Genomic DNA, 21,792 nt, shown 5'->3' on the forward strand with positions numbered 1-21,792 from the left:
ACGCGGGTGTAATTACGCTGTCCACGAGCAAAGCAATTCAGGGCGGCAAGCGCCCTCTTACAAACCGGCAACGGCGCGTTACAAACAACAGATAAATGCGAATGCATGGCGGCCCTCACAGCGATCCAATGTGTGGAGAGGTCAATCGCTGCCAGATTTCGCAGACTTGTTCCGCTTGATATCGCGCGTCAGTGAGCGTGTAACGTGCCAGAGCGCTTCTCGCATGAGGCGCATAGTCTGTGGCCGCAGCAAGGTCGAGAAGTGAACGAATGCAGCGGTATTTTGTGCCTTCAGGAAAAATGCCTGACACCTCTGAGCGATCCACTGCATAGCGAAGTGAAACCAGTTTTTCCGGGGTATCTTTGAACCATACGAATAACGCCGCGTTCCGGGGATAGGTCTTATCGGCGATGAAAGCAGCAAGGCTGCAAAGTACATCTTCTTCAGCTTCGGTTGCGCTCATTACTTCGGCGCGCCAGTGAGAATCTTTTTTCATCCAATCGAATGCCGTACTAATGCTGATACGGCCCTTCAAGCTTTCAGATTTACGAATGTCTATCGAAGAATAAAAAACCTTTCCGATCTGCCCTGTTGAGGGTTCAAAAAACACAGCTTCAATGGCGCACAGAGGTGATGACGGTTCCTTATTAACGTTAATCAAATCGATCATTAAGTGATTCATGGTCTACTGCCCTCGCTGGTGATTGTTTCGTGGTTGGCTATCCACTGCTCAAGTGCTGAATAAATCTCTTCGGGGGTAAGGCCTTGCTCTTTCAGCAGGCCCATACGAATGCGCAGCAATCCGAGTAAGTGGGCGCGCTCGCCTTTGCGCGCATTGGTGCTGATTCCCATAAACTCTGGATCGCTTATTCCGCCTTCCGGCTTTATTGACGTAACCGACATGCAACCTCCTGAAAAAGGCAAAACGAATCCCCGGCAAAGTGAATGCCGTTATTTTTAAAGCGGGTTAATTAATTGTTTGGACGCGATTTTCTTTTAATCTGCTTAAATATCCTTTCATGCCAGTAATACATGAAATCAATAAAGGTCATTCGCGCGCGATCGTGATTACCGCGAATTGCTTTTTCGAGCCCGTAAATTATTAAATCTTTAGACGGGCTTTTTGAGCTAATGGTGATACGAGCACCATTTTTTAGATGTACAGTGAACCCCTGCTCGGCACTTTCCACTGCTTCTCGAATCAGCATTTCCTGTTCCCAAGATGTTTTTTCTTCGGTGAACATGGCGTACTCCGATGATCAGTTAAAGCGAGGGGGCTCCAGCCGCCAGGAGGCTCTAGCTCCCAGTTTCAGGTGTTCCAGGATCTCCGGTGTAATCTCTACGGTTACAGCCTGCGGTTGAACAAACTTCATAGCCTTCTTCAGTTGCTCAGCGTCCAGAGATAGAAGGTCGTATGGTTTAGGGATATCACCATCGGTCACGGAAATAATGATGTTGCGGAGTTCTTCAAGAGTGCATTCATCATTCTCGCCTTGAAGCATTGCGAAATGATAAAGGTGGGATACGCCATGGCGTAAAAGCTGGAGAGAGTAATCATGATTCCATTCCAGAAACTCTTTATTGAAATGGAAGCATTGTAAAAGCGAGTTAATTTTGTCTGCATATTCGAGTTTCATTTTCGCCCCCAGAGATTAAAAAGCAATAAACCGCTTTTTACTCATGATTCTGTCAATCGTTCGGCATGCTTCTGATAAAGCAAAGTCAATGCCGTAATAATGGCCTGTGTGCGTAATTTGATAGCGCTGGCGGTTGTACGGTTTTTTGCGTGGGAGTTTCAGAATAGTAAAGCCACAGTAAAGACTGGTTTTGCTATTCAACTGCAACACCCCCTTACCAACCCCACTCTTCATATGAGAACTCCGTCAAACAAAAGATATTCATTGAATTGTTAAGCCATTCATGATGGCTTGTTTATGGTATTTTTTTATGGCCTGCATTCCGCCAAGAATGGGCAGGCAACTACACATAAAACAAGGAGTTTCAATGTCTAGTAATGAAGTTCGTAAGGATCCCTATGTTATCGCCAAGCAATATGGTTACGTCGAAGGCGAATCTGGTATGGCTTTTATTGGCTTTGGCTTCCCGCAAAAAGTCTCCATTCCATCCACCGACCGTTTCTTTGTTGGGCTCGCCTTGGATGAGATCGAAGAGTTGGCCGCCATTCTGCAAGAACACGTCAACAGAAATCGTGGCAAGTAATTGCTTGTAGGGAACCAGCGCCACCAATGTGGCGCTTTTCATATCGCCACGGTAGAAAATTTGCCCTTGTAATGCACTATCTGATTCAGCAGGGTCGAGCATTTTCATTCTCCCAGTCCAAGCCACATCAACCACCCTTCCCTGATCTCCTTCGGACGACTTTCGTAGGCCAGTTTCATGCCGTTGTTCCAGGCTGGAAGGTAAACCCAGTACTCGCCCGCACGGCCAGAAGTAGACTGGGGATCGGTCATCTCGATTACAGGAAGCTTCCCTTTTTCGATCATGCCCTTCACCGCAGCAGGGGTTTTCCCGATGAGTCTGGCGAACTCCTGATAAGGCACAGCATCCGTGCTACTTACAAGCTGTTTGCTCATCTGTTACATTCTCCTTTGGTGTAATTAATTGCTCCTAATGGGCAATAGTTGCTCCTATTGGTTATTCATCTATCGATTAAAAACATCATCGATAGGTTTAATATTCTACTATAGGTGATTTCATGTCAACACCGATCCATGAAAAGATAAAGCTCATTCGAGAGTCAGAAAGGTTAAATAGAAGGCAATTCAGCGACTTAACAGGCCTCGTATATGGTTCATTTTGTAGCTATGAGGCTGGAGATAAAAAGCCTGGGATAGAGCCAATTATGAAAATCCTTCAGCACCCCCGCTTTATCAAATACACACTGTGGTTTATGACCGATCAGGTATCCCCTGAATCCGGTCAAATCGCACCGGCCCTCGCACACTTTGGGCAAGACTTAACAACCTCGCAGCACTCAGACCAAAAGACTGGTTAACAATTAACCGGTCTTACATACATTTCAAATGTCTATTATTGGTCGAAAAGTATTCATCACATAATTGCAACGCGTTAAGGCCTAAAGGCAAACGCCCCCATCGGAGGGTTTTCTTATGACTATTAAGAAACTCGATGATGGTCGATATGAAGTGGACATCAGGCCTGCTGGTCGCAATGGAAAGCGTATCCGCAGGAAGTTTGATAAGAAAAGTGAAGCGGTAGCGTTCGAGAAGCATACCCAGTTCAACCATCACACCAAAGAATGGTTATCAAAACCGACGGATAAGCGGCATCTGTCTGAACTGATACAGCTTTGGTGGAATTTGAAAGGCAAGCATGAGGAGCACGGTCGGATAAACCGCAACAAGTTAGACGTGTTTTGCAGGATTACAGACGATCCTTGTGCTTTTCAGATTACGAAAGCGCTGATTAGTCAGTATTACGCGGCAAGAAGAAGCCAGGGTATTAAAGCTTCCACCATTAACCGCGATCTCAACAGTATCAGTGGTATGTTCACAGCGCTTATCGAGGCCGAGTTGTTTTCGGGTGAACATCCGATCAGAGGGCGGAAGAAGTTGAAAGAAGAAGTCCCAGAAACTGGCTATCTGACAGAGGACGAAATCAAGCACTTGCTCTTTAAACTGGATGGCGACAACAAGAAGATAGCTATTCTGTGTTTAAGTACTGGTGCTCGCTGGGGTGAAGCGGCTCGACTCAAGGCAGAAAACATCATACAGAACCGTGTGACGTTCGTTAAAACCAAGAGTAACAAGCAGCGGACTGTTCCAGTTTCAGCGGAAGTGGCAAAACTCATAGCGGATGGTAAGCGAGGGTTGTTATTTGGTAAGGCGTCTTATTCTGACTTCAGACAGATACTCAGGGAAGTAAAACCTGATCTTCCGACCGGCCAGGCGACGCATGCACTACGCCACAGTTTCGCGACGCACTTTATGATTAATGGGGGAAGCATTATTACGTTACAGAGGATCCTTGGGCATGCACGAATTGAGCAAACTATGGCCTACGCTCACTTTGCGCCCGAATACCTCCAGGACGCGATCTCGCTTAACCCGCTGAGAGGTAGCGCTGATGTGTGAAACGTCCACATAATGTCCACAGATGGGTAATTAGTTATGGCTTTCAATGGTCTTGCGTGCCGCGCAATCCCGCATTGTACCGTTGAAAGCCCCTTGTTCCGGGTGTTTCCAACGCACCCGACGGGGCTTTTTTTCCCGCCGCGGATGCAGGTATTCTCCTAACAGATGTGTTAAATTTTATGTATCTATGTTAATTCTGCGCTGATTGTTGTTTAGCATAACTTGCTGGTAGTTATGATTAGCGTTCGGGAGCCGTATTCCTCATGTCCGATTTTATTCTCGCGCGCGTGACGCAAACGCTAGCCAATGAACACTCCCTCGAAGCATTGGTGCGACAGCTGCTTGAGATGCTGGAGCTTGTTACCCGAATGGAATCCACCTACCTGACGCGTATTGACTTCGACGCGCAGCGACAGCTGATTATGTATGCGCATAACAGCAGCGAAATGCAGATCCCAGAAGGGTTCTCCGTCCCATGGAACGACTCGCTATGTAAACGTGCGCTCGACGAGCGTTGCCTTTTCAGTAACGATGTCGCCGAACGCTGGCGTTCGTGTATCGCCGCGCAGGATTTGGGCATCGCCACCTTTTTTAGCATTCCTGTGCGCCTGACCGACGGCTCATTATTCGGCACGCTGTGCGCCACCAGCCGGGTAAGACAACCCTATAACCTTGAGGGTGAGCAGGTCATGAATTTGTTCGCGAACCTCATCGCCCACTACGTTGAAAAAGAGACGCTAGTGCAGCAGCTTCGCTCGGCCAACGTCGCGCTTGAAATGCACTCATACACTGATGAGCTTACCGGTTTACCGAATCGCCGCTCGCTGTTTAAGTATCTTGCCGCGCAGTTTCCGCGGGCCCGCGAGCAGCGGCGCAGCATGCTGCTGATTTTTATCGATCTCGACGATTTTAAAGCAATCAACGATCGATTCGGCCATCCGTGCGGCGATAACTTTCTGATTCAGGTTGGCGAACGTCTGGCGGCTCACGTACGCAGCGGTGATATTGTCGGCCGTCTCGGCGGCGATGAATTTTTAATTGTCGGACCGGGCCCCGAATTAGCCGACCAGCAGGAGTATATCGCCGCGTTACGTCAAGCGCTGACGGGGATCTATTTCCTTGGCGAGCACCGGATTAACTACCCGGGGGCCAGCATTGGCGTTATTGAGGCCGACCCGCAGCAGATTGACGTAGAACAGGCGCTACGCGCCGCCGACGACGCGATGTATCTGGATAAGCAGTCTCGTCGTCAGGGAAGATTTTTTCATATTGACTAATCTACGGTGAAATCCCGTATGATATTCGCCACGACTTGCACTTACAGGGGCTCAATAATGAGGCTGGGTATTCTATTTCCGGTGGCTATTTTCATCGTCGCCGTTGTTTTTCTGGGCTGGTTTTTTGTCGGCGGCTATGCGGCGCCAGGCGGAGCGTAATGAAAAAAAGCACCATTATTATGCTTATTGTCGCCATCGTCGCCCTGGCGGGAACGCAATTGGGTTGGTGGTAAATCCAGGAATATTCGCGCCGCTCTTCGGCAAAGATTGCAGAATTATCTCATCTACTCAATAACTTAAAAGAATACACTCACATCATCAGCCGATACCGCATGGCCGTTTCTGCGGACGGATTTAACTGGAGAAGTGAGAAATGAAAAAACCGATCGTGTTGCCGTTGATTCTCGCGCTTTGCACGCTGTTATCGGGATGTATTGTCGACCCAGGCTATCACCACCATCGCCACCATCATCATCATGACGACAGAGACTGGCGATAAAGCGGACAACATCATAAGGCGAACTTCGGTTCGCCTTATTGCATGGGATCAGTCCCGACGGTCGGAACCTAAAAAGAGGAAACCCAGCGGGATAGAGAACAGCAGCGTAAACACAATGCTATAAACCGTCACCATCGCCCCCTGCAGGAAGAACATTGACGTCGTCCACTCTGAGTAAGGCATATTGTATTCGCTCACCACGCCGCCGAAGGTCGCACGCCCAACCACGATAAGCGCGATAGCGAATATCGCCGCTATCGACAAAAAGAACTTCTTGCTATTTTTATTGCTGGTGAGTTTCTGCAGAATCATCCGGGTTCCCTTTTTTCTGAACGATAATCGGCTGTATATGTAACACCAATGCAATCAAAATTGAAGGATTTTTGTTACAAGAAAGAGCCAATCGCTATCGGGCCGGTCGCGCGTCCCGGCCGCAACGATTACGACTGCAGCGTCGCCAGACGGGCGGCAAAACCAACAAATACAAGGCCTATCAGACTGTTGCCGATTTTCGCCAGTTTCTTTTTCGTCTTCACGTAACGCGTAACGAACGAGCCGGAGAGGATCAGAAAGCTCATATAGATGAAGCTAATAATCTCCAGGGTCAACGCCAGGATAAAGAACGCCAGCCCGGGCGTTTTGGCGCTGACGTCAATAAACTGCACGAAGAATGAGACATAAAAAAGAATGGCCTTTGGATTCGTCAGGCTGAGGGTCAGCGAACGTTTAAGAATCGCGCTCCCCGGCTCGGAATCAGCAGACGAATGACCGTCACGCTGGGTTAACACCGCGTAGAGCATCTTACCGCCCATCCACAGCAGATAAATCGCCCCCAGGTATCGAACGATATTGAACAGTACCGGCGTGGTCTTGATAAGCGTCGCAACCCCGGCAAAAGCCAGGAACATCAGCACCGCATCACCGATAAATACGCCAGCGGCCGCCAGATACCCTTTCCTGACGCCATGGGCGACGCCGGTCTTGAGGACAAAAAAGGTATTCGGGCCGGGAACCAGGATGATAAAGATAGCCCCAACCAGGTAGGTCAGGTAATTCAGTACACCAAACTCAGCGAACACAACGCACTCCTTCGCTTACAACAAAATATGATCCCGCGCACGTTAACGCAACCGGGACCATTTTGAAAGCGCCGCGAGTGCGGATGCCTTAATAGAGCGAAGTTTCACCCAGCGGACGGGTTTTAAAGCGGCGGTGAACCCATAGATACTGCTCCGGCGCGCGCAGGATTTCTTTCTCAATAACCTTATTGATATAGCTTGCCGCATCCTGTTTATCTTCGCCAGGATAGTCGCTCATTACGTCGCTGATGTGCAGGCTATAACCCCGGCGATCCGCTTTACGCACCATGCTGATGGTGAGCATTTTCGCGCCCGACAAACGAGAGAGCACGTAGGTGCCGTTGGTCGTTGCGGCCTGCTGTACCGAGAAGAACGGGGCAAATACGCTCCCCTTCGGACCGTAGTCCTGATCCGGCGCAAACCACACCGCTTCACCCGACTTTAGGGCATGCACCAGACCGGATAAATTACGACGGTCGATCATCGCCTTGTTCGAGCGCAAACGACCGCGCGTCTGCACCCACTCCATTAACGGGCTATTGTGCGGACGGTAGGTCGCCATCATCGGACGACACAGCCCCATCGTACGGCCGCCCAGCTCAAGAGACATAAAGTGGACGCCGACAACCATCACGCCTTTTTGTTCGCTCAGGGCATTGTTGAGATTAACCATGCCTTCGACGTCAAACCATTTCTTGACGCGTTCATCGCTCCAGAACCATGCCATTCCCGTTTCGATCAGGCCCATCCCTAGTGACATGAAGTTCTGCTCAATAAGCTTTTCGCGCGCCGCGGGCGACATCGTGGGGAAGCAAAGTTCGAGATTACGTCTGGCGATATGCTCACGACGCTTAAGGAAGCGCCGGGATGCGCGACCGGCGCTGGTACCGATAAGATGCAATACGGGATAAGGGAGCTGGACGATAAGCCAGAGCACGCCCAGGCCAAACCAGGTCCCCCAATTACGGGGATGAAGCAGTTTTTTATTAAAAGCGTAAGACATGTTTTTTCCTGTAAACATTAGAACACGAGGTAACGCTTAAGGAAAAAACGAGTCCCTTCATCTGTCATTAGGCGGTACGTGTAGCAGTTCAGACAATAATAATCCTGGTAAATTCACTCCGGCAAGTAAAAAAAGAGCCCAGTAGCAAAAAACACAATACCAGCACTCCTGTAACAAAATGTAAAATAAAAAATGAAGAATAGTCAACAAATATCCATCACAAGAATGATTAACACGCTAATCATTCAACATGAAGCGGCGTGCCAGCAGATCAGAACGCGGCGGCTTCAGCCCCGCTAAGCGCCGCTGAAACCGTACCGCGCGGCACCTGGGACCCGGCGAGATCGGGATAGGCTTTCCTCTCCGTTATCCATTTAACAACGTTTGCCGATACGCTATTCCTTTATGTTCTATAAGCCTCACTGACATAAAAGAGAAATATTTAAAAGGAATCCAGGGGTAAAGCCTAAAATAAGAATCAGCTTATTTTAGTTTCCTGACAATAATTAATATTTATCGACAATTATCCATATTGCCGCAGCTTATTTCAGACTTTTTACCTCCGTTGCTTTAACAGAACAGCAGGCAATAAAGTTAAGGTGCCTTTTCTGGCGTTGAAAAAAGCGCATCATACTTACAAATCCCGGACGTTTCTCGCTCTTCAACACCCCGCCCGTTGCAGACAATTTTAAGCGCCTGTGTGCATTCAGCCTGATTTGAAGCCAATTCCGCGATCGGCATAAAAATCTATTCAATATTTAACAATAACTTATTGTTACTATTGTGCGGTATCGCGCCGTGACGATCGCGCTTCAATTGAAATGATAACCATTCTCATATTAATATATGTCGTATTGATCAACTTTTCTGAATCTGGCTATGTCCCCTTCTTCCGCCATCGCCTCTCCGCTGACGCTTGCCTCGCTGTATAGCGACCATCACGGCTGGCTGAAAAAATGGCTTACCCATAAGCTGCAATCCGTTTATGACGCCGACGACGTAGCGCAGGATACCTTTGTCCGAATTATGGCCGGCGGGTCGCTGTCGACCATTCGCGACCCAAAATCTTTTCTTTGCACAATTGCCAATCGGGTGATGATCGATCTGTTCCGCCGAAATGCGCTGGAGCGCGCATGGCTCGAGATGCTCTCTCAGCTACCGGAAGAACTCTCCCCTTCCCCGGAACAGCGACAAAGCCAGCTTGAATTGTTACAGCAGATTGACGCCATGCTGGACGGGCTTAACGTCAAAGCCCGGGAGGCCTTTTTACTCTCGCAGCTTGAAGGATTGACCTACGCCGACATCGCCAGCCGCCTGGCGGTTTCCGTCAGTTCGGTTAAGAAATATATCGCGAAAGCCACCGAGCACTGCCTGCTGTTTCGTCTGGAGAATGGCCTGTGAAACCAATGCTAAGCGACTCCCGCCGTCAGGCGCTGCGTTCCGCTTCGCACTGGTACGCGGTCCTCAGCGACGGGCGCGTGAGCCCGCAGCAGGAGGCCCGCTGGCAGCAGTGGTATGAACAAAACAACGAAAATCAGTGGGCGTGGCAGCAGGTAGAAAACCTGTGCCAGCAGATGGGGCAGTTGCCGGGCGGGCTGGCCAGCCGTGCCCTTCACGATAGCCGCCTGGCGCGTCGTCACGTGCTGAAAGGGCTGCTGCTTTTACTGGTCGCCGGCGGCGGCTGGCGGCTCTGGGAGTCCGAGCTGGCGGAGGGGCTGCGCGCCGACTACCGAACGGCGAAGGGTATGCCGCGCCAGCAGCGGCTTGCCGACGGTACGCTGTTAACCCTGAATAGCGAAAGTGCCGCCGATGTCCGTTTTGACGCCCGGCAGCGGATGGTGCATTTACGCTATGGCGAAATCGCCATCACCACCGCTCAAGACAGCCGGCGGCGGCCATTCCGGGTGCAAACCCGCGAAGGCACCCTCACCGCGCTCGGCACCGAATTCACCGTCCGTCAGTTTGCCGGCGGCACCCGGCTGGCGGTACAGCAGCATGCCGTAGAAGCCGTTTTACCGTCCGGCGGCGCCCAAATCGTTAACGCCGGGGAAAGCCTGTGGTTTACCCGCGATCGTTTCGCCGCTCTGGTGAAGCTCAACGGCGGCGAGGATAGCTGGACCCGAGGCGTGCTGACCTTTCGCGATACCGCGCTGAGCGAGGTGGTCGCCACCCTCGCCCGCTATCGCACCGGAGTGCTGCGCTGCGATCCCGCCGTGGCTGATTTACGCCTGAGCGGCACCTTTCCGCTGCGCGATCCGGACGCCATCCTGCAGGTCATCGCGCAAACGCTGCCGATTAAATTGCGGTTTGTCACCCGCTACTGGGTCACGCTCGCCGCGGCCTGAGAAAAAAACGAAAAAATTCTCATTCTCCTTTGTCCCTTTTCCCCTGCTCGTTCGACTTATTAGGTGAATACAACCAAAAACGATCGTGGAGAAAACATGACGCCCTTACGCGTTTTACGCAAACCGATGCCTCTGGTGATGGTCATCCGTTTAAGCCTGCTGCCGTTCGCGGCGCTGGCTGCCGCGCCGGCATTTGCCGCCGCGCAGTTTGATATTGCCGCCGGAGATTTAGATACCGTACTGAACCAGTACGCCGCCCGCAGCGGTATCACGCTCTCTGCCGACGCCAGCCTGACGCGCGGCAAGCATAGCCCGGGCCTGCACGGCAGCTTTGAAACCGAAGAGGGCCTGCATACGTTGCTGAACGGCAGCGGATTACGGCTAAAGCCGCTGGGCAATAAGGTCTGGACCCTGGAGCCCGCGCCCGTTAGTTCAGAATCCACCCTCACCGTCGTCGGGGACTGGCTCGGCGACGCGCGCGAAAACGATGTCTTTGAGCACGCCGGCGCCCGCGACGTTATCCGTCGGGGGGATTTCGGCAAAACCGGCGCCGCCACGATGCGCGAAGTGCTGAACCGGATCCCCGGCGTTAACGCGCCGGAAAATACCGGTACCGGCAGTCACGATCTGGCGATGAACTTTGGTATTCGCGGCCTCAATCCGCGCCTTGCCAGCCGTTCCACGGTGCTGATGGACGGTATTCCGGTTCCCTTCGCCCCCTACGGCCAGCCGCAGCTTTCTTTGGCGCCGGTCTCGCTCGGCAATATGGACGCCATCGATGTCGTGCGCGGCGGCGGCGCGGTGCGCTACGGGCCGCAGAGCGTCGGCGGCGTGGTGAACTTCGTCACCCGCGCAATCCCCGAGAATTTTGGCATTGAGGGCGGCGTTGAAGGACAGCTCAGCCCCACCTCGTCGCAAAACAACCCGAAAGAGACGCATAACTTCGCGATCGGCGGCACGGCGGAAAACGGTTTCGGCTCCGCTCTGCTCTATTCTGGCACCCGCGGCAGCGACTGGCGCGAACGCAGCGCGACGCGGATTGATGATGTGATGCTGAAAAGCAAATACGCGCCCAACGAAGTGCATACTTTTAACAGCCTGCTGCAATACTACGACGGCGAAGCCGATATGCCCGGCGGCCTCTCTCGCGCCGACTATAACGCCGACCGCTGGCAGTCGACCCGACCTTACGACCGCTTCTGGGGGCGTCGTCAGCTCGCCAGCCTCGGCTACCAGTTTCAGCCGGATGCGCAGCATAAGTTTAATATTCAGGGGTTCTATACGCACACCCTGCGCAGCGGCTACCTGGAACAGGGCAAGCGCATTACCCTCTCCCCGCGCGAATACTGGGTCCGCGGCATCGAACCGCGCTACAGCCAAAGCTTTATGATCGGCCCATCCGCCCACGAAGTCGGCGTCGGCTATCGCTACGTCAACGAATCGACCCACGAAATGCGTTACTACACCGCGACCACCAGCGGCGAGCTGCCCAGCGCCGCCAGCCCGTACGATCGCGATACCCGCTCCGGCACCGAAGCGCACGCCTGGTATATCGACGATCGTATGGATATCGGCAACTGGACGATTACGCCAGGGATGCGCTTCGAGCACATTGCGTCTTATCAGGACAACGCTCTGCTGGGCACCCGCGAACGGGTCAGCTATAACGCCCCGCTCCCGGCACTGAACGTTCTCTATCACCTCACCGACAGCTGGAATCTTTATGCCAATACAGAAGGTTCATTCGGCACCGTACAGTACAGCCAGATTGGCAAGGCTGTGCAAAGCGGCAATGTGGAACCGGAAAAAGCGCGCACCTGGGAAGTCGGCACCCGCTACGACGACGGCGCGCTGACCGCCGAAATGGGGCTGTTCCTGATCAACTTCAATAATCAGTACGACTCCAACCAGACCAATGACACGGTGACCGCCCGGGGTAAAACGCGTCATAGCGGCCTGGAAGCGCAAACCCGTTACTCTCTCGGCGAGCTTTCACCCGCCCTTGATAATCTCTCGCTCTACGCCAGCTATGCGTACGTCAACGCTGAAATCCGCGAAAAGGGCGATACCTACGGCAATCAGGTTCCCTTCTCGCCGAAACACAAAGGCAGCTTTGGCGTCGATTACAAGCCCGGCAGCTGGACGTTTAACCTCAACAGCGACTTCCAGTCCAGCCAGTTTGCCGATAACGCCAATACCGTTGCCGAAAGCGCCGATGGCAGCACCGGCCGTATTCCCGGCTATATGCTGTGGGGCGCTCGGGTGGCCTACGACTTTGGCCCGCAGATGGCCAATCTCAATCTCGCGCTGGGGGTGAAAAACATCTTCGATCATGAGTACTACACCCGCTCATACGACGATAACAACAAAGGGCTTTACGCCGGCCAGCCGCGCACGCTGTACCTGCAAGGGTCGATGAAGTTCTGATGAGAATGGATTGCCGGACAGCGGTATTAGCGCCCTGTCCGGAAAACGGGAGTTGATTATGTTTAGCCTTGTTCGCCTGTGTATTTTCAGCCTGCTGTTTCTGGCAGGCCCGGTATTCGCCGTCACCGTGCAGGATGAGCACGGTCGCTTTACGCTTGATAAAACGCCGCAGCGCATCGTCGTGCTTGAGCTCTCCTTCGTCGACGCGCTGGCGGCGGTCAACGTCAGCCCGATTGGCGTGGCCGATGACAACGATCCGTCGCGTATTCTGTCGGACGTACGCGCGCGCCTGAAGCCCTGGCAGTCGGTGGGCACCCGCGCTCAGCCTTCGCTGGAAGCAATTAGCGCGCTGCATCCCGACCTGATCGTTGCCGATAGCAGCCGCCATGCCGGGATCTACGCCGCCCTGCGGCAGATTGCCCCGGTACTGCTATTGAAATCGCGCAATGAAACCTGGGAAGAGAACCTGCAGTCCGCGGCGATTATCGGCAAAGTCGTGGGTCAGGACGAGGAGATGCAGCGGCGTCTGGCGCAGCACCGGCAAAAAATGGCGGCGTTTTCCCGTCAGCTGCCGGCTGGCGCCAGCGTGCTGTTTGGCACCTCGCGCGAACAGCAGTTTAATCTTCATTCATCGCAAACCTATACCGGCAGCGTGCTGGCGGCCCTTGGCCTGAAGGTTCCGCTGCCGAACGGCGGCGCGCCGATGGCGGCGATAAATCTCGAACAGCTGCTGGCGCTAAATCCGCAATGGCTGCTGGTCGCCCACTACCGCGCTGAAAGCATCGTCACAAAATGGCAGCAGGACGCGCTGTGGCCAATGCTGCAGGCCGAGCAAAAACAGCAGGTCGCCGCCGTCGATAGCGACAGCTGGGCGCGGATGCGCGGGATCGTTGCCGCCGAGCGTATCGCCAGCGATATGGTGAAAATCGTCCACCACCAGGCCGTCAATATCGCGCCATGAAACTCTTCCATCGCGCGCGCTTTATCTGGGGATTGCCGCTGCTGGCGCTCACCGGCCTGTTCTGGTTGAGCCTGTTCTGCTATTCGCCGATCCCGATTTCGCCGTTAAACGCGCTTCACGCCCTGCTGGCGCCAGATACGCCTGCGCTTGCGGAGGCGCTGGTGCTTAACCTGCGCCTGCCCCGCAGCCTGGTAGCGATAATGCTCGGCGCCTCGCTGGCAATGTCTGGGGCCTTATTGCAAACGCTCACCCATAACCCGCTGGCGTCGCCTTCGCTGCTGGGCATTAATAGCGGCGCGGCGCTGGCGATGGCGCTGACCAGCGCCTTCAGTCCGGCGCCGCTGGCAGGCTTTTCGCTGGCGTTGATAGCCGCCTGCGGCGGCGGACTAAGCTGGTTGCTGGTGATGACTGCCGGCGGCGGCTGGCGCCAGCAGCTGGATCGCCATCGGCTGATCCTCGCCGGTATTGCTCTTTCGGCGCTATGCATGGCTCTGAGCAGAATGACCCTGCTGCTGGCGGAAGATCGCGCCTGGGGCATTCTGACCTGGCTTGCGGGCGGCGTTTCTCACGTGCGCTGGGCCGAGTTCTGGCAGCTTTTCCCTTTTTTCGCGCTCATTGCTCCCGGCGTATTCCTGCTGGCCAACGCGCTTAATCTGCTCAACGTCGGCGATACCGCGGCCCATTCGCTGGGAGTGAATTTGCCGCGCCTGCGCCTGCTTATCAACGCGGCCGTGTTGCTGCTTACCGGCGCCAGCGTCAGCGTCGCCGGGCCGGTGGCCTTTATTGGCCTGCTGGTTCCGCATCTGGCGCGCTTTTGCGCAGGTCACGATCATCGTTTTCTTCTACCCATGAGCGCGGTGTTGGGCGCCCTGCTTATGCTGCTGGCCGATATTCTCGCCAGAGCGCTGGCCTGGCCAGGTGAACTGCCGGCGGGCGCGGTGCTGGCGCTGGTCGGGGCGCCTTGTTTTGTCTGGCTGGTCAGGAGGCGGGGATGAGACGACGCATCGCTTTTTTACTGCTCGCGCTGACGATGTTAACCCTCTTCTCGCTGCGGATGGGCGCGATCCCGCTGCCGTGGCAAGTGCTGCTCAGCGGGTGGCATGCGGGCAGCGAGTATCACTATGTCCTTATGCAATATCGCCTGCCGCGCGTCGTGCTGGCGCTGATTATTGGCGCCGCGCTGGCCGTTTCCGGGGCGCTGGTTCAGGGTGTGGTGCATAATCCGCTGGCCTCGCCGGACATTCTGGGAATTAACCACGGGGCGAGCCTGGCCTCGGTGGCCGCATTGTGGTTTTTGCCGTCCCTGCCCCTGCCGTGGTTGCCGCTGCTGGCCTTTATCGGCGGGATGGCGGCGATGACGATCGCGATCGCGCTTGCCGGGTTTTCCCGTCCAATGCGCCTGGCGCTCACCGGCATCGCGCTGTCGGCCTGCTGGGCCAGCGTGACCGATTACCTCTTACTTTCCCGGCCGCAGGAGATCAATAACGCGCTGCTGTGGCTGACCGGCAGCCTGTGGGCCAGGGACGGTTCGTTCGTCGTTATCGCCCTGCCCCTGCTGGCGATTTTGCTGCCCTTAAGCTTCGCCCTCAGCCGCGATCTTGACCTACTGGCGTTAGGCCGCGACCGCGCGGGAACCCTCGGCGTCAACGTGCGCCGGCTTAACGGCTACGCGTTGACGCTGGCGGTCGCCCTCGCGTCGATCGGCGTGGCGGTTTGCGGCCCCATCGCCTTTATCAGCCTCGTGGTGCCGCATCTTGTGCGTCGCCTGTTCGGCGGTCGCCACCGCTATTTATTGCCCCTGTCCGCGCTGACGGGCGGGCTGGTTCTGCTACTCGCCGATCTGCTGGCGCGAACGCTGCATCCGCCGCTTGAGCTGCCGGCAGGCGTATTGACGGCGATTATCGGCGCGCCCTGGTTTATCTGGCTACTTGTGAGAATGCGTTAAATGGAACTGCGAACCCAAAAGCTCACCGCCGGCTATGGCGGCAAACACGTTATCAATCATCTCGACCTGACGCTGCCCGGCGGCAAAATCACCGCGCTGCTGGGGCCAAACGGCTGCGGTAAATCAACGCTGCTGAAGTGTTTCTCCCGCCTGATAACGCCGCTCGCCGGCGAGATCTGGCTCGGTGATGTCGCCTTAACGCGCCTCTCCGTGCGTCAGCTGGCGCGCCGACTGGCGCTGTTGCCGCAGCAGCATCACGTTCCGGAAGGCGTCAGCGTACGCGAGCTGGTCGGCTATGGCCGCAGTCCGTGGCTACCGCTATGGGGTCGGCTTACAGAGCACGATCGCCAGCTGGTCGACAGCGCGCTACAGCGCACCGGCATCGCTGCGCTGGCGGAACAGCCGCTGACCGCCCTTTCCGGCGGCCAGCGGCAGCGGGCTTTTCTGGCGCTGCTGCTGGCGCAGGATACGCCGCTGGTGCTGCTCGATGAGCCAACGACCTGGCTGGATATTAATCATCAGGTGGAACTGATGACGCTGATGCGCGAGCTGCAGCGGATGGGAAAAACTGTGGTTACCGTGCTGCACGATCTCAACCAGGCCAGCCGCTACTGCGATCATCTGGTGGTGCTTGAAGGGGGTCAGGTGCGGGCTCAAGGTTCAGCGGAAACGGTGCTGACGCCGGAGATGCTGCGGGAGATCTTTCACCTGGAAGCGGAAATTCACCCGGAGCCGGTGTCGCAGCGCCCGATGTGCGTGGTGAAATAACCCGGGTAAGGCGCCCTGCGCCCTACCCGAAGTTAATCAGTAGGTGTGGAAGTACTGCTGGATCACCTGCGGATTTTTCGTTTGCGTCAGCGCCGTCATCAGCAGGATGCGCGCTTTTGCCGGGTTGAGCGAATCGGATACCAGCCCCGGCTGGCCATCATCAACCGGCACGACGCCGCTGCCGGTGCGCGAGGCGCGAACCACCACGATACCGGCTTTTTCCGCTTTTTCGATCCCCGCCGCGCTGCGTACGGAGACCGATCCCGCGCCGGTGCCCGCATAGATAATGCCGTCTGCATGGTGCGCGATCGCCGCGTCATACATATATTCAGGGTCATCCTGATAGCCATAAATAATGACTACCTTCGGCAGCGCGTTAAGCTGGCGGACGTCAAAAACCGAGCGCACGGTATGAATTTTATCCACGCGCGTTTCGAACTGCGGTTTGCCGCTCACGATAACGCCCAGATAGCCCTCTTCCGGCGCCTTGAAGGTATCCAGCGTTGTGGCATTGGTCTTCGTAACGAAACGCGCGGCGCCAATGCGATCATTGAGGACCACCATCACGCCGCGGCCTTTCGCTTGCGGATCGGCCGCCACGGTCACCGCTTCCAGCAGGTTCATCGGGCCGTCGGCGCTGATGGCCGTGGCCGGACGCATCGCCGCCGTGAAGACCACCGGTTTATTGCTTTTTACCGTCAGGTTGAGGAAGTAAGGCGTCTCGTCCAGAGTATCGGTGCCGTGGGTAATCACCACGCCGTCGACATCATCGCGGGCCAGCAGCTCATTGACGCGTTTTGACAGCTTGAGAATAATGTCGCTGGTCATATTTTCGCTGCCGATATTGGCAACCTGTTCGCCGTCAACGCGGGCGACTTTGCTCATCTCAGGCACGGCGTTAATCAGCGTCTGGACGCCAATCGCGCCGGCTTTGTACCCGGTAGTCTGGGTATTGCTGGCTGCCGAACCGGCAATCGTTCCTCCGGTCGCCAGGATAACGATATGCGGCAGACGCGTATCACTAAATGCAAAAGCGCTTATCGTCAGTAACGTAATTGCCAGTAATGCTCTAAAATTCATCATGACTCATCCCAAAATAGATATTAAATATATTCGCGCAGAGAGAATGCAAACGGCTTGCCAGGATTTAATATATTTTACCTGTTAAAAGTGATTAACTATCAGACAAAAAAGGATTTTTACTTCGTTCTGAGCGCTACTTTGGTGCAGGAACGCGCTAAAAACGGGCATGACATAAAAGCGAAATCAGAATCAACTTATTCAATCTATTTTGTCGTGTCGGCATCGCTATCAACGAAATAGACCAACACGATGCGGGTAATGCGATGGAGAAAACGATGCGTATCGCCTTAAAATCAGCATTGATGCTTACCTCCCGCGTCATACAAGTAATTAATCCCGAATTACACCTGCATATGCAACGCACGGCGCTGATTGCGCTGGAGCTTGCGCAGGCATCGGGCCTATCGCGCCGGCAGCAGCAAACTATCTTTTGCGCCGCGCTGCTGCACGACATTGGCGTGCTGGGCGATAAAAGGGCGTTTTCGTCGCTGAACGCCATCGATAACCTCAATGACCCACATCAGCACCGGGGAGCCGAAATGCTGGCCGGGTTAGCCACCCTGGCCCCCATCCTGCCGATTATCCGCGATCACCATTTTAGCCCAAACCACAGAGGCAGCCTCGAACAGCATATTGTCTATTTTGCCGACGTTTTTGAACGCCAGCTCCCTGGTGATAAGAGCGCAACCACCTATCAAACCGATATGAGTATTGATAACTTCCGCGCGCTTTACCAGGCGATCGACCCGCCGCTGTGTCAGACCTTGTGCCAGCTCGCAGAAAAAGAGCATTTTTGGCTGCATCTTAATCCCGGACATATTCAGCGAATGTTGGAAATCATCGGCCCCATCAACGATGTGTATATCGATATCGACGGACTGAAAGATATCTGTCTACTTATTGCCAAAATTGTCGATACCTACAGCAGCTTTACCGCCAGCCACAGTCTGAAGGTTGGTCAAATTTCGCGCGCCCTCGCCGCTTATATGAGTCTGCCGGATCTGGAGTGCAGGAAGATTGAGATTGCCGGTTATTTGCACGATATCGGCAAAGTGTATATTCCGCTGGCAATCCTCGAGAAACAGGGTGAGCTGAACGACGAAGAGTTGCTTCAGGTTCGCGAGCATAGCTATATGACCGGCGAAATTCTTAGCACCTTCAGCGAACTCGGCGAGATAATTAACTGGGCCGCAAACCATCATGAAAAACTGGATGGCAGCGGTTATCCGCTTCATCTCAATGAGGATTACCTGCAACTACCGGATCGGATTATCGCCATCGCGGATATATTCACCGCGCTGACCGAAGACCGCCCCTATCGCCCAGGAATGCGCCGTCAGCAAGCGTTACAGCTGATAGAGAGTGATGTTATAAATGGCGCGTTGGATAAAGATGTGTATCGCATATTGCATCAGCATGCCGAAGCGCTGCACGCTATTATTACTCACACGCTGCCCCCTTAATCACCGGCTTTTTCTGGTGAAGCCGGTGCGCAACGATAAAAACAAAATAATTCATCTGCACGCAAGGAATATTCGGTGAGAATCGCCACCATGACCAACTGGGCCTACGGGATCACCGTCGCCCTGACCCTCGCCTCAGGCATCGCAATGCTGATGGCTTCAAGTGCGGATAATGCCGAACGCCGCGCCGTCGAACAACGCCAGGTGTTCGACCAGCTAAGCGAAGAAGTGGAAAGCGGCGCCTGGGAGCTTTCCGATCTCGCGCGACTTTACATCATCAAAAAAAATCAGGATGTGCTGCAGGAGTACCGGCAGCAAACTCAGGCCATCACCGCCATTGAACGCCGGCTAGTAAAGCTGAAAGACAATGGCGCAACCGCTGAAGAGCTGGCGCTGCTGCGCGAGGGGTTACAGATGGCCGATGAACTCCAGGACGAGCAGCGGACGGCGCTGGCGCAGGTTGCCAGGGGCGAGGAAAAAGAGGCGGTCAACCTGCTTTACGGCACCGCCTATGAGCAGGAGCTCGAGCGGGTCCAGACGCAGCTTGACCACTTTCGCCTGATGCTCGAAGGCCGGGTGAATAAAACCATTGCCGAGGCGACGGAGAAATCGCGGATCTGGCGTACGCTCTCTGAGGTCATGGTTGGGCTCACGGCGCTGATGTTCCTGTTTGTGCTGGGCTTTATTCTTAAGCGGCGGGTGCTGTATCCCGTCGTCCGTCTGAGCGATGTCGTGCAGCGGCTGGCCTCGCAGGATTACGCGGTTGAAACGCCGCAGTTTACCCAGATTGATGAAATTGGCGATATGGCCCAGGCCATTCGCATCTTTCGCGAGAACGGGCTGGCGCGCCAGCGGCTGGAACAAGAGCGCGACGCCGATTGGGCGGTCCGCGAGCTGCTGGCGCGGATGACCCAGCGTTTACAGGGCTGCGAATCCTTCGAGGACGTGATCAAGGTTGCCGAACTGTTCGCGCCGAATATCGCCCCGGCGATCCCGGGGCGACTGTATATTCTTGATACCGATCCCTGGCAGATGCGCTGCGTGGCGCAGTGGCTTTCTCCGCCGCTTGAAGCGGACGTCTTTCATCCGGATAACTGCTGGGCCGTGCGGCGCGGGCTGAGCCATCCGCCGGTCAACGGTGAGCCGGATATCGCCTGTTATCACCTGTCGGAATCGCAGGCTAATCAGTCGCTATGCGTGCCGCTGATTGCGCAGGGAGAAGCGATTGGCCTGCTCTCCTTCAGCAACGTTACTTCCGCGACTGCCCCTTCCCGCGCCTATCTTGAACTGATGGCCGAAGCGCTGGGTCTGGCGCTGGCGAATCAGCGTTTGCGCAACGCGCTGCTGGAAAAGGCGCTGTTTGATTCATTAACCGGCCTGCGTAACCGCCACCACCTGGATGACGCTCTGCATACCCAAATGAATCTGGCGGTTCGCAACGGCACGCCGCTGAGCTGCCTGATGATCGATATAGATCACTTTAAGGCGATTAATGATAGTTACGGTCACGAGGCGGGCGACCTGGTGATCAAAAGCGTCGCCGCGATTATTCAACGCGCGGTGCGCGATATCGGCATGGCCTTCCGCTATGGCGGCGAAGAGTTCCTGGTGCTGCTGGGTGGAACCGATGAACAGTCCGCGATGGTCTGCGCGAACGATATCTATAACAGCGTGCACCTGTTGACCCTACGCTACGGCCTCGCTGAGATTGGCCAGATCGATGTCTCCATCGGCATCGCCAGCTACCCCCAGCATACGCAAAGCGACAGCCTGCTGCGCGCGGCCGATGCAGCGCTCTACCGGGCCAAAGAGCTGGGGCGGTCGAGAATTGTGAGTTTTGGGATGTTAAAGGCGGATTGAGCCTCGTTCCAGAAGGCGAAGATGCCCTATTCACCCGTGCTCATGAAAGCCGACGCGCGGGTGAATAACGCTCACATCGCGCTTAATAGCGCGTCTTCCATCAGTTGCCCCAACAGCGCCCGCGCTCCGTGAACCCCGTCGTTCCCCTGGCCGTGCGTCAGCGTAATACCGAGATTCCCCGGCGATGGCAGCAGGCTTCCCGCCACGCGCAGGTTGCCGGGCATGCCGATGCGCGTACGTACGGTAATGCCCAGTCCGGCCTGCACCGCCGCCCAGATGCCGCTCAGACTATGGCTGATAAACACCACCTGCCAGGCGATGTTGGCCCGGTCCAGACAGTCGATGGCGCGGGAACGCATCAGGCACGGGCTGTCCAGCATCACCAACGGCAACGGCTTGCCCTCCGCCAGCAGCGTGCCGATGTCCAGTTTCGGGTGCGTTATCCACTCCAGCGGACACTGAGCAATCAACTTGCCATCACGTTGTGCGCTTTCCGGCTGCCAGAGCAATGCCATATCAAGCGCGTTGTTATTAAGCGCCTCGAGCAGCGCCCGGTTGCGATCAACGCGGGCAATCATTCGCATCCCCGGATGGTGGCGCTTGAACTCGCCAAGTATTCCGGGCATAAGCGATTCGCCAAAATCTTCCTGCATACCAATACGTATTTCACCCTGTAACAGTTCGCCATTCAGGGCTCGCAGCGCTTCATCGTTCAGCGCCAGCAGACGCCGGGCATAGCCCATAATTATCTCGCCATTCTGCGTCAGCGCCAGGTGGCGGCCTCTCTTCTCCACCAGAGCGGTGCCGCACTGCTGCTCCAGCTTTTTCAGCTGAGCGCTCACCGCCGAGGTTGAACGGCAGAGGCGACCTGCCGCCTGCGCAAAGCTGCCGCATTCAATACCGGTGACAAAACTGCGCAGCGCGTCGAGATCGAACGTGAGTGGGAGCTTGTTCATGATTGTCCTGA

The 21,792-nt window shown here is 55.1% G+C and carries 27 protein-coding genes; 16 read left to right on the forward strand and 11 right to left on the reverse strand.

What is annotated here, in order from left to right:
* Nucleotides 1-115: 115 nt before the first annotated feature.
* The 5 genes from ACE3MN_RS15840 to ACE3MN_RS15860 all read right to left on the reverse strand — a co-directional run bounded on the left by ACE3MN_RS15840 (nt 116) and on the right by ACE3MN_RS15860 (nt 1,871).
* Nucleotides 116-682, reverse strand: a complete 567-nt coding sequence (locus ACE3MN_RS15840) for a 3'-5' exonuclease (protein ID WP_114261171.1) — start codon at nt 680-682, stop codon at nt 116-118.
* Complete coding sequence (locus tag ACE3MN_RS15845) at nt 679-903, reverse strand: hypothetical protein (protein WP_004213098.1); 225 nt, start codon at nt 901-903, stop codon at nt 679-681. The genes ACE3MN_RS15840 and ACE3MN_RS15845 overlap by 4 nt, the downstream gene beginning before the upstream one ends.
* A 68-nt stretch (nt 904-971) precedes the next feature.
* Complete coding sequence (locus ACE3MN_RS15850) at nt 972-1,244, reverse strand: hypothetical protein (protein ID WP_004213097.1); 273 nt, start codon at nt 1,242-1,244, stop codon at nt 972-974.
* 15 nt (nt 1,245-1,259) lie between these two features.
* Complete coding sequence (locus ACE3MN_RS15855) at nt 1,260-1,637, reverse strand: hypothetical protein (RefSeq protein ID WP_105890092.1); 378 nt, start codon at nt 1,635-1,637, stop codon at nt 1,260-1,262.
* A 15-nt stretch (nt 1,638-1,652) separates the two neighbouring features.
* Nucleotides 1,653-1,871: a hypothetical protein gene (locus ACE3MN_RS15860; protein WP_049070281.1), complete on the reverse strand. Its 219-nt coding sequence runs from the start codon at nt 1,869-1,871 to the stop codon at nt 1,653-1,655.
* A gap of 133 nt (nt 1,872-2,004) precedes the next feature.
* Between ACE3MN_RS15860 and ACE3MN_RS15865 the strand changes: the two genes are divergently transcribed.
* A complete protein-coding gene (locus ACE3MN_RS15865) occupies nt 2,005-2,220 on the forward strand; it encodes a hypothetical protein (protein ID WP_375364109.1) in 216 nt (71 codons plus the stop codon).
* 104 nt (nt 2,221-2,324) lie between these two features.
* Here ACE3MN_RS15865 and ACE3MN_RS15870 read toward each other — a convergent pair whose 3' ends face one another.
* Nucleotides 2,325-2,594, reverse strand: a complete 270-nt coding sequence (locus ACE3MN_RS15870) for a regulatory phage cox family protein (RefSeq protein ID WP_023300861.1) — start codon at nt 2,592-2,594, stop codon at nt 2,325-2,327.
* Nucleotides 2,595-2,716: 122 nt separating this feature from the next.
* Between ACE3MN_RS15870 and ACE3MN_RS15875 the strand changes: the two genes are divergently transcribed.
* From ACE3MN_RS15875 to ACE3MN_RS15900, 6 genes are all read left to right on the forward strand, one after another.
* Complete coding sequence (locus tag ACE3MN_RS15875; protein WP_038423230.1) at nt 2,717-3,016, forward strand: helix-turn-helix transcriptional regulator; 300 nt, start codon at nt 2,717-2,719, stop codon at nt 3,014-3,016.
* 115 nt (nt 3,017-3,131) lie between these two features.
* Nucleotides 3,132-4,115 carry a tyrosine-type recombinase/integrase gene (locus tag ACE3MN_RS15880; protein WP_375364110.1) on the forward strand — a complete coding sequence of 328 codons (984 nt, stop codon included), beginning with the start codon at nt 3,132-3,134 and terminating at the stop codon, nt 4,113-4,115.
* Nucleotides 4,116-4,378: 263 nt separating this feature from the next.
* Nucleotides 4,379-5,392, forward strand: coding sequence for a sensor domain-containing diguanylate cyclase (locus ACE3MN_RS15885; RefSeq protein ID WP_049089987.1), 1,014 nt, complete (start codon nt 4,379-4,381; stop codon nt 5,390-5,392).
* 57 nt (nt 5,393-5,449) lie between these two features.
* Nucleotides 5,450-5,551, forward strand: a complete 102-nt coding sequence (locus ACE3MN_RS15890; protein WP_004101234.1) for a YoaK family small membrane protein — start codon at nt 5,450-5,452, stop codon at nt 5,549-5,551.
* 20 nt (nt 5,552-5,571) lie between these two features.
* A complete protein-coding gene (locus ACE3MN_RS15895; RefSeq protein WP_367400250.1) occupies nt 5,572-5,625 on the forward strand; it encodes a hypothetical protein in 54 nt (17 codons plus the stop codon).
* A gap of 140 nt (nt 5,626-5,765) precedes the next feature.
* The gene (locus tag ACE3MN_RS15900) at nt 5,766-5,891 is read left to right on the forward strand and encodes a hypothetical protein (RefSeq protein ID WP_004138323.1); all 126 of its coding nucleotides are present in this window, start codon (nt 5,766-5,768) and stop codon (nt 5,889-5,891) included.
* 48 nt (nt 5,892-5,939) lie between these two features.
* Here ACE3MN_RS15900 and ACE3MN_RS15905 read toward each other — a convergent pair whose 3' ends face one another.
* The 3 genes from ACE3MN_RS15905 to lpxP form a co-directional block, all read right to left on the reverse strand.
* Nucleotides 5,940-6,203, reverse strand: coding sequence for a DUF2534 family protein (locus tag ACE3MN_RS15905; protein ID WP_004131510.1), 264 nt, complete (start codon nt 6,201-6,203; stop codon nt 5,940-5,942).
* Between the two features lie 128 nt (nt 6,204-6,331).
* A complete protein-coding gene (gene leuE / locus ACE3MN_RS15910; RefSeq protein ID WP_049085394.1) occupies nt 6,332-6,970 on the reverse strand; it encodes a leucine efflux protein LeuE in 639 nt (212 codons plus the stop codon).
* A gap of 88 nt (nt 6,971-7,058) precedes the next feature.
* Complete coding sequence (lpxP, locus tag ACE3MN_RS15915) at nt 7,059-7,973, reverse strand: kdo(2)-lipid IV(A) palmitoleoyltransferase (protein ID WP_004138325.1); 915 nt, start codon at nt 7,971-7,973, stop codon at nt 7,059-7,061.
* Between the two features lie 879 nt (nt 7,974-8,852).
* Here lpxP and fecI point away from each other — a divergent pair.
* From fecI to fecE, 7 genes are all read left to right on the forward strand, one after another.
* On the forward strand, nt 8,853-9,374 hold the full coding sequence (gene fecI / locus ACE3MN_RS15920; protein ID WP_024359511.1) for a ferric citrate uptake sigma factor FecI: 522 nt from the start codon (nt 8,853-8,855) through the stop codon (nt 9,372-9,374).
* Entirely contained in the window at nt 9,371-10,318 is a 948-nt protein-coding gene (gene fecR / locus ACE3MN_RS15925; RefSeq protein ID WP_131930781.1) for a ferric citrate uptake sigma factor regulator FecR, read from the forward strand. The genes fecI and fecR overlap by 4 nt, the downstream gene beginning before the upstream one ends.
* Before the next feature lie 96 nt (nt 10,319-10,414).
* Nucleotides 10,415-12,745, forward strand: a complete 2,331-nt coding sequence (gene fecA / locus ACE3MN_RS15930; protein ID WP_131930780.1) for a TonB-dependent Fe(3+) dicitrate receptor FecA — start codon at nt 10,415-10,417, stop codon at nt 12,743-12,745.
* A 58-nt stretch (nt 12,746-12,803) separates the two neighbouring features.
* Nucleotides 12,804-13,706: a Fe(3+) dicitrate ABC transporter substrate-binding protein FecB gene (locus ACE3MN_RS15935; protein WP_131930779.1), complete on the forward strand. Its 903-nt coding sequence runs from the start codon at nt 12,804-12,806 to the stop codon at nt 13,704-13,706.
* Nucleotides 13,703-14,701 carry an iron-dicitrate ABC transporter permease FecC gene (fecC, locus tag ACE3MN_RS15940; RefSeq protein WP_064411092.1) on the forward strand — a complete coding sequence of 333 codons (999 nt, stop codon included), beginning with the start codon at nt 13,703-13,705 and terminating at the stop codon, nt 14,699-14,701. The genes ACE3MN_RS15935 and fecC overlap by 4 nt, the downstream gene beginning before the upstream one ends.
* Nucleotides 14,698-15,651: a Fe(3+) dicitrate ABC transporter permease subunit FecD gene (fecD, locus tag ACE3MN_RS15945; RefSeq protein ID WP_131930778.1), complete on the forward strand. Its 954-nt coding sequence runs from the start codon at nt 14,698-14,700 to the stop codon at nt 15,649-15,651. Before fecC ends, fecD begins: the two co-directional genes overlap by 4 nt.
* On the forward strand, nt 15,652-16,419 hold the full coding sequence (fecE, locus tag ACE3MN_RS15950) for a Fe(3+) dicitrate ABC transporter ATP-binding protein FecE (RefSeq protein WP_131930777.1): 768 nt from the start codon (nt 15,652-15,654) through the stop codon (nt 16,417-16,419).
* A 36-nt stretch (nt 16,420-16,455) separates the two neighbouring features.
* Here the strand turns inward: fecE and fraE are convergent, their stop codons facing one another.
* A complete protein-coding gene (fraE, locus tag ACE3MN_RS15955) occupies nt 16,456-17,499 on the reverse strand; it encodes a fructose-asparagine asparaginase (protein WP_024359518.1) in 1,044 nt (347 codons plus the stop codon).
* 278 nt (nt 17,500-17,777) lie between these two features.
* On the opposite strand from fraE, the gene ACE3MN_RS15960 reads away from it, so the two are divergent.
* Together ACE3MN_RS15960 and ACE3MN_RS15965 are read left to right on the forward strand one after the other, a co-directional pair.
* Nucleotides 17,778-18,965 (forward strand): HD-GYP domain-containing protein, encoded by a 1,188-nt coding sequence (locus tag ACE3MN_RS15960; RefSeq protein WP_024359519.1) that lies wholly within the window; start codon nt 17,778-17,780, stop codon nt 18,963-18,965.
* A gap of 75 nt (nt 18,966-19,040) precedes the next feature.
* Nucleotides 19,041-20,825, forward strand: a complete 1,785-nt coding sequence (locus ACE3MN_RS15965; RefSeq protein WP_024359520.1) for a sensor domain-containing diguanylate cyclase — start codon at nt 19,041-19,043, stop codon at nt 20,823-20,825.
* 71 nt (nt 20,826-20,896) lie between these two features.
* Here the strand turns inward: ACE3MN_RS15965 and ACE3MN_RS15970 are convergent, their stop codons facing one another.
* Nucleotides 20,897-21,781: a LysR substrate-binding domain-containing protein gene (locus ACE3MN_RS15970; protein WP_131930776.1), complete on the reverse strand. Its 885-nt coding sequence runs from the start codon at nt 21,779-21,781 to the stop codon at nt 20,897-20,899.
* Nucleotides 21,782-21,792 lie beyond the last annotated feature (11 nt).

This window comes from Klebsiella grimontii (assembly GCF_042137965.1).
GTDB lineage: Bacteria > Pseudomonadota > Gammaproteobacteria > Enterobacterales > Enterobacteriaceae > Klebsiella > Klebsiella grimontii.

What these genes read in the sequence shown, in the direction of transcription:
- ACE3MN_RS15840 (WP_114261171.1), bottom strand. Translation starts at nt 682, where the DNA reads ATGAATCACTTAATGATCGATTTGATTAACGTTAATAAGGAACCGTCA.
- ACE3MN_RS15845 (WP_004213098.1), bottom strand. Translation starts at nt 903, where the DNA reads ATGTCGGTTACGTCAATAAAGCCGGAAGGCGGAATAAGCGATCCAGAG.
- ACE3MN_RS15850 (WP_004213097.1), bottom strand. Translation starts at nt 1,244, where the DNA reads ATGTTCACCGAAGAAAAAACATCTTGGGAACAGGAAATGCTGATTCGA.
- ACE3MN_RS15855 (WP_105890092.1), bottom strand. Translation starts at nt 1,637, where the DNA reads ATGAAACTCGAATATGCAGACAAAATTAACTCGCTTTTACAATGCTTC.
- ACE3MN_RS15860 (WP_049070281.1), bottom strand. Translation starts at nt 1,871, where the DNA reads ATGAAGAGTGGGGTTGGTAAGGGGGTGTTGCAGTTGAATAGCAAAACC.
- ACE3MN_RS15865 (WP_375364109.1), top strand. Translation starts at nt 2,005, where the DNA reads ATGTCTAGTAATGAAGTTCGTAAGGATCCCTATGTTATCGCCAAGCAA.
- ACE3MN_RS15870 (WP_023300861.1), bottom strand. Translation starts at nt 2,594, where the DNA reads ATGAGCAAACAGCTTGTAAGTAGCACGGATGCTGTGCCTTATCAGGAG.
- ACE3MN_RS15875 (WP_038423230.1), top strand. Translation starts at nt 2,717, where the DNA reads ATGTCAACACCGATCCATGAAAAGATAAAGCTCATTCGAGAGTCAGAA.
- ACE3MN_RS15880 (WP_375364110.1), top strand. Translation starts at nt 3,132, where the DNA reads ATGACTATTAAGAAACTCGATGATGGTCGATATGAAGTGGACATCAGG.
- ACE3MN_RS15885 (WP_049089987.1), top strand. Translation starts at nt 4,379, where the DNA reads ATGTCCGATTTTATTCTCGCGCGCGTGACGCAAACGCTAGCCAATGAA.
- ACE3MN_RS15890 (WP_004101234.1), top strand. Translation starts at nt 5,450, where the DNA reads ATGAGGCTGGGTATTCTATTTCCGGTGGCTATTTTCATCGTCGCCGTT.
- ACE3MN_RS15900 (WP_004138323.1), top strand. Translation starts at nt 5,766, where the DNA reads ATGAAAAAACCGATCGTGTTGCCGTTGATTCTCGCGCTTTGCACGCTG.
- ACE3MN_RS15905 (WP_004131510.1), bottom strand. Translation starts at nt 6,203, where the DNA reads ATGATTCTGCAGAAACTCACCAGCAATAAAAATAGCAAGAAGTTCTTT.
- lpxP (WP_004138325.1), bottom strand. Translation starts at nt 7,973, where the DNA reads ATGTCTTACGCTTTTAATAAAAAACTGCTTCATCCCCGTAATTGGGGG.
- fecI (WP_024359511.1), top strand. Translation starts at nt 8,853, where the DNA reads ATGTCCCCTTCTTCCGCCATCGCCTCTCCGCTGACGCTTGCCTCGCTG.
- fecA (WP_131930780.1), top strand. Translation starts at nt 10,415, where the DNA reads ATGACGCCCTTACGCGTTTTACGCAAACCGATGCCTCTGGTGATGGTC.
- ACE3MN_RS15935 (WP_131930779.1), top strand. Translation starts at nt 12,804, where the DNA reads ATGTTTAGCCTTGTTCGCCTGTGTATTTTCAGCCTGCTGTTTCTGGCA.
- fecC (WP_064411092.1), top strand. Translation starts at nt 13,703, where the DNA reads ATGAAACTCTTCCATCGCGCGCGCTTTATCTGGGGATTGCCGCTGCTG.
- fecD (WP_131930778.1), top strand. Translation starts at nt 14,698, where the DNA reads ATGAGACGACGCATCGCTTTTTTACTGCTCGCGCTGACGATGTTAACC.
- fecE (WP_131930777.1), top strand. Translation starts at nt 15,652, where the DNA reads ATGGAACTGCGAACCCAAAAGCTCACCGCCGGCTATGGCGGCAAACAC.
- fraE (WP_024359518.1), bottom strand. Translation starts at nt 17,499, where the DNA reads ATGAATTTTAGAGCATTACTGGCAATTACGTTACTGACGATAAGCGCT.
- ACE3MN_RS15960 (WP_024359519.1), top strand. Translation starts at nt 17,778, where the DNA reads ATGCGTATCGCCTTAAAATCAGCATTGATGCTTACCTCCCGCGTCATA.
- ACE3MN_RS15970 (WP_131930776.1), bottom strand. Translation starts at nt 21,781, where the DNA reads ATGAACAAGCTCCCACTCACGTTCGATCTCGACGCGCTGCGCAGTTTT.